Origin of the sequence: Mesorhizobium sp. M7A.F.Ca.CA.002.09.1.1 (assembly GCF_003998555.1) — a bacterium.
GTDB lineage: Bacteria > Pseudomonadota > Alphaproteobacteria > Rhizobiales > Rhizobiaceae > Mesorhizobium > Mesorhizobium ciceri.
Map to the genome: position 1 here is coordinate 1 of NZ_RZRR01000380.1, position 5040 is coordinate 5040.

General features: G+C 65.0%; 5 protein-coding genes and 1 pseudogene. 3 read left to right on the top strand and 3 right to left on the bottom strand.

Annotated elements, in window-relative coordinates; all coding sequences use genetic code 11:
* From EN994_RS17380 to EN994_RS17390, 3 genes are all read left to right on the top strand, one after another.
* A partial coding sequence (locus EN994_RS17380) for a heme biosynthesis protein HemY (protein WP_164745981.1) occupies positions 1-1512 on the top strand: 1512 nt, incomplete at its 5' end.
* Positions 1513-1548: 36 nt separating this feature from the next.
* Complete coding sequence (locus EN994_RS17385; protein ID WP_013528912.1) at positions 1549-2028, top strand: TerB family tellurite resistance protein; 480 nt, start codon at positions 1549-1551, stop codon at positions 2026-2028.
* A 15-nt stretch (positions 2029-2043) separates the two neighbouring features.
* Positions 2044-2757: a glutamine amidotransferase gene (locus EN994_RS17390; protein WP_024503038.1), complete on the top strand. Its 714-nt coding sequence runs from the start codon at positions 2044-2046 to the stop codon at positions 2755-2757.
* A 100-nt stretch (positions 2758-2857) separates the two neighbouring features.
* Here the strand turns inward: EN994_RS17390 and EN994_RS17400 are convergent, their stop codons facing one another.
* The 3 genes and pseudogenes from EN994_RS17400 to EN994_RS17410 all read right to left on the bottom strand — a co-directional run.
* Complete coding sequence (locus EN994_RS17400) at positions 2858-3166, bottom strand: NIPSNAP family protein (RefSeq protein WP_063169514.1); 309 nt, start codon at positions 3164-3166, stop codon at positions 2858-2860.
* Positions 3167-3217: 51 nt separating this feature from the next.
* Positions 3218-4456: an MFS transporter gene (locus EN994_RS17405; RefSeq protein ID WP_063169513.1), complete on the bottom strand. Its 1239-nt coding sequence runs from the start codon at positions 4454-4456 to the stop codon at positions 3218-3220.
* A 162-nt stretch (positions 4457-4618) separates the two neighbouring features.
* Positions 4619-5040: pseudogene (locus EN994_RS17410) on the bottom strand (aspartate aminotransferase); the annotation flags it as partial.

Consider the following 5040-nt stretch of genomic DNA (forward strand, 5'->3'; position numbering starts at 1 on the left):
TTCAACGGCTATCAATACCAGGTCAGCCTGATGGTGGCGGCGGTGGCTGTCGTTGCCGTGGTCGCTGCGGTGATGATCCTGTGGTGGCTGCTCAAGTCGCTGTGGAACAGCCCCTACACCATCTCGCGCTATTTCCGTGTCCGCCGCCGCGATCGTGGCTATCAGGCGCTGTCGACCGGCATGATTGCCGCCGGCGCCGGTGATGGCGCGCTGGCCCGCAAGAAGACCAAGGAAGCCGCCAAGCTGATCCGTTCCGACCAGGAGCCGCTGATCCACCTGCTCGAAGCGCAGGCGTCGCTCCTCGAAGGCGATCATGAAGGCGCGCGGCAGAAATTCGAGAGCATGCTCGAGGATCCCGAAATGCGGCTGCTGGGTTTGCGCGGGCTTTATCTGGAAGCCGAACGGCTCGGCGACCGCAACGCCGCCAGGCATTATGCCGGCCGCGCCGCCGCTGTGGCGCCGCAGCTGGCCTGGGCGGCGGAATCGACGCTGGAAGAGCTGACCGCGCGCGGCGACTGGGACGGCGCCCTGAAACTCGTCGACGCGCAGAAAGCGACACGGCAGATCGAACGCGATGCCGCCAACCGCCGCCGCGCCGTGCTGCTGACCGCCAAGGCGCAGGCGCTTGCCGACAGCGATCCCGCCGCCGCCAGGACGGCGGCGATCGAAGCGAACAAGCTCAGGCCCGATTTCGCGCCTGCCGCCGTGGCCGCCGCGGCCGCACTGTTCAAGCAGAACGATGTGCGCAAGGGCTCGAAGATACTCGAGGCGGCGTGGAAGGCCGAGCCGCATCCGGAGATCGCCGAGCTCTATACCCATGCAAGGCCGGGCGACGCGGTGCTCGACCGCCTCAACCGGGCGAAGAAGCTGCAGGAGATGAAGAAGAACCACGCCGAATCGTCGATGACGGTGGCGCGCGCCGCGCTCGACGCGCAGGATTTCGCGACCGCCCGCCGCGAGGCCGAGGCGGCGATCCGGATGGACCGTCGCGAGGGCGCCTATCTGCTGCTCGCCGACATCGAGGAGGCCGAGACCGGCGATCAGGGCAAAGTTCGGCAGCTGCTGTCCAGGGCGCTGCGGGCGCCGCGCGATCCGGCCTGGGTCGCAGACGGCGTGGTATCGGAACGCTGGGCTCCGGTATCGCCGATCACCGGCCGGCTCGACGCCTTCGAGTGGCGCGCGCCGATGGAGCGTCTTGGCCAGTTGATCGACAGCCATGATGACGCGCCAGCGGGTGCGGCACCGGTTATTGAAGCATTGGCAAAGCCGACGAGCGAAAAAAGGCCGATCGAAGTGATCGACGACGCCGGTGGCGAGACGTCGGCGGGCAAGCAAGCTGAAAGTCGCGAAGAAGATCATGTCAGACCGATCACGGCAGCGGCCTTCGCCGCGGTGCCGAGCGATGCCGAAGGCGTCGAGCCGGCCGAGGAGCTTGCGCGGCTGCCGGACGATCCCGGCGTCGATCCGGACGAGGAAGCGGAGAAATCGCCGCGCCGGTTTCGGTTGTTTTGAGTTGGGCAGGCCGTCAGGCCGTTGGGGTATGGATCTATGTTTGAACGCGTTCTGTCGTTTCTCAGGGATTTGCCGGCCGGTGCCGGCACGCATGCCAGCACGGACGATCCGCGTGTCGCCGCCTCGGCGCTGCTCTACCATGTGATGAACGCCGATGGCGTGCGCCAGGATGTCGAGTGGGAGCGGTTCAAGGCGGTGCTGGCCGAGAGCTATTCGATCAGTGGCGCGGAACTCGAAGCGTTGGCCGCTGCCGGCGAGCGGGCCGACAATGAGGCGATCGATCTCTACGCCTTCACCAGCGTCTTGAAGCGCCATCTCGATGCCGATGCGCGCAAGGCTTTCATCGGCCTGATGTGGGAAATCGTCTATGCCGACGGCGAGTTGCACGAGCTCGAGGACAACACCGTCTGGCGCGTCGCCGAGCTGATCGGCGTCGAACGCCACGACCGCGTCGAGGCGCGCCGCAAGGCGGCGGCGCACGCGCCCGGCGCCACCGGAACATCGAGCGACGAATAGGATCTTCGCCTTCCCATGCCACGCCAGACGAGTTCGAAGCCAAAGATCCTGATCGTGCTGCATCAGGAGAGTTCGAGCCCGGGACGTGTCGGCCACATGTTGCTGGAAGAGGGTTTCGATCTCGACATCCGCCGGCCGCCGCTTGGCGACGCCTTGCCCGAAACACTGGACGACCACGCCGGCACGGTGGTGTTCGGCGGCCCGATGAGCGCCAATGACGACGACGAGTTCGTCCGCCGCGAGACCAACTGGCTGGAAATACCGCTGAGGGAGAACCGGCCATGTCTCGGCATCTGTCTCGGTGCGCAGATGCTGGTCAACTGTCTCGGCGGCAAGGTCGAGGGTCATGGTGAAGGGCTGGTCGAGGTTGGCTGGTATCCCCTGAAGGCGACCGAAGCCGGCAAGCAACTGATGCACTGGCCGGAGATGGTCTACCAGTTCCACCGCGAGGGTTTTTCGCTGCCCAGGGACGCGACGCTGCTGGCGACGGCCGAAACCTATCCCAACCAGGCCTTCCGCTACGGCGACAATGCCTGGGGCATCCAGTTCCATGGCGAACTGACCAGGGTGATGATGCAGCGCTGGGTGGTGCGCGGCGCGCATCGCTTCGAATTGCCCGGTGCCCAGCCCGGCCGCGATCATCTCGGCGGCCGGCTGATCTGGGACATGCATCTCAAGCGCTGGCTGGACGAGTTTTTGCGGATGATCTTCGGCAAGTCGAGCAGATAGCTAAACCGTCGTCTGAACGGATTTCAGGCGACCCGCTTTAGGTCTTTGTCTTCATGCATGTCGTTCTCCCAAAACCGGGGCCACTTTTGGGCGACATGCATTAAGGTTCGAGCACCGGCCGCAGGAAGCTGCGCTCATAGCTGAGAATGCTGCGATTGCGCTTTTCCATTTCGAACACGTCCTGGCATTCCGGGTCGGCAGCCATCCGTTTGCGATAGTCCTCGTAGTCGGCAAGACTCGGAAAGCTGAACATGGCATAGGCGATGTTGCTCGCCCCTTCGCTTGGAAGGAAATAGCCGTGATGGTTTCCGCCGAGGCGGTTGACCAGAGCTATCCAGCGACGACCATAATCTTCGAACTCGGCAAGCTTGTAGGGGTCGATGACGTATTTCAGGTAGCAAGTGATCATGAGAGCTCCTGTGGCATGGGCTAGGCATGTCGGCTGTCAACCGTGGGAAGATCAGTTGCGCCCGTTGAGGTGGCGCACCTTGCGCAGTTGCGGGAACAGCACCACCCACAGGCCCGCGACGGCGATGGCGCCGATGCCGCCGATCACCACGGCCGGCACCGTGCCGATCAGCGCGGCCATCGTGCCGGCCCGGAATTCGCCGACCTCGTTGGAGGCGCCGACAAAGACCTGGTTGACGGCGTTGACGCGGCCGCGCACCTCGTCGGGCGTCCACAGCTGGATCAGCGTCTCCCTGATGTAGACGCTGAACATATCGGTGGCGCCAAGGAAGACCAATGCCACGATCGACAGCCAGGTGATGGTCGACAGGCCGAAAACCACGGTGAAGGCGCCGAACGAGGCTGCAGCGGCCAGCATGATCATGCCCGCGTGGTTGCGAAGTGGATGCCCGGCCAGCCAGATGGCGACGCAAATGGCGCCGATGCTGGGCGCCGAGCGCAGCAGGCCGAGGCCCCACGGGCCGAGCTGGAGGATGTCGCGCGCATAGACCGGCAGCAGCGCCGAGGCGCCGGACAGGAGCACGGCGAACAGATCGAGCGAGATGGCGCCGAGCACGATCTTCTCGCTCCAGATATAGCTGAACCCGCCGAGCAGGTGCTGCATCGTCGGCTTGTCCGACTCGGTGCGCTGCGACGGCTTCGGGATGGTGAAGATCAGCAGCCCGGACACAAGCATCAGGACAGCGGCGGTTCCGTAGGCCGCTTCCGGCGACACGCCGTAGAGCAGGCCGCCGGCGACGGGTCCGACGATGGTCGCCGTCTGCCAGGCCGATGAATTCCAGGCGATGGCGTTGGCGAAATCCTGAGGCGGCACCAGATTGGCGAACAGCGAGGCCGAGGCCGGACCGAAGAAGGCGCGGGCGACGCCGAACATGGCAAGCACGCAGAAGATCGGCAGCGGCCCGCTGATGCCGCGCAGCGCCAGGAACAGCAGCGCCAGCGCGCACATCGCCTCCACCACGACCGCCAGCGCCATGATCAGGCGGCGGCCGAAGCGGTCGGCGGCGACACCGGTGACCAGCACCAGAAGCAGCGACGGCAGGAACTGGACGATGCCGACCAGGCCGAGATCGAGCGGGTCGCGGGTCAAATCGTACATCTGCCAGCCGACCGCGACGGACACGATCATGGTGGCGAATGTGGTGAGGAAACGCGCCGCCCAATAACTCAGGAAGGAGCGGTGGCGGAACGCGGCATAGCGCTGGTCCGGTGATATCTGTTCGGCGGTCATGATTTAAGAGGCCCCATTGCAGTGGCGTCAGCTGGCGGGGCACTTCCACGATGGGCGCTGGTCCGGCTGGCGGAACTTTTAGCTCAGTTCGCCGCGGATATGCGTCAGAATCAGTGCTGGATCAAGGAATTTTCAGCCTGCTCCATCGCCGGCACGCGGAAGTTACTGCCGCAGCGCGACGGAGATGGCGTCGAGGCCGCCGCGCAATTCGGCTTCCGTCGGCCAGCCGAAGCCGACGCGGAAGAAGCGTTTTTCCATCTCGAACCAGTGGCCGGGTCCGACATAGGTTCCATGGTTCTCCAGCAGGTTCGCATAGAACCGGTCGAGGTCGAAGCCGGGTTCGATATCGAGGCGCGGGAAGCCGACGACACCGCCTTCGGGCCTGATCCAGTCGACCAGCGGTTCGCGGTCGATCCAGGCCTGGACGATGTCGCGGCGCTTGGCCATTTCGGGCAGCAGTGTCGCCAGGAAGGCATCCCGGCGCTCGAGCATGCCGCGGGCAATGCCTTCGTCGATGACGCTGCCGCAGATGCCGATCTGTTCCTTTGCGGCGAGGAATTTTTCCTGAAGCACCGCATCCCTGG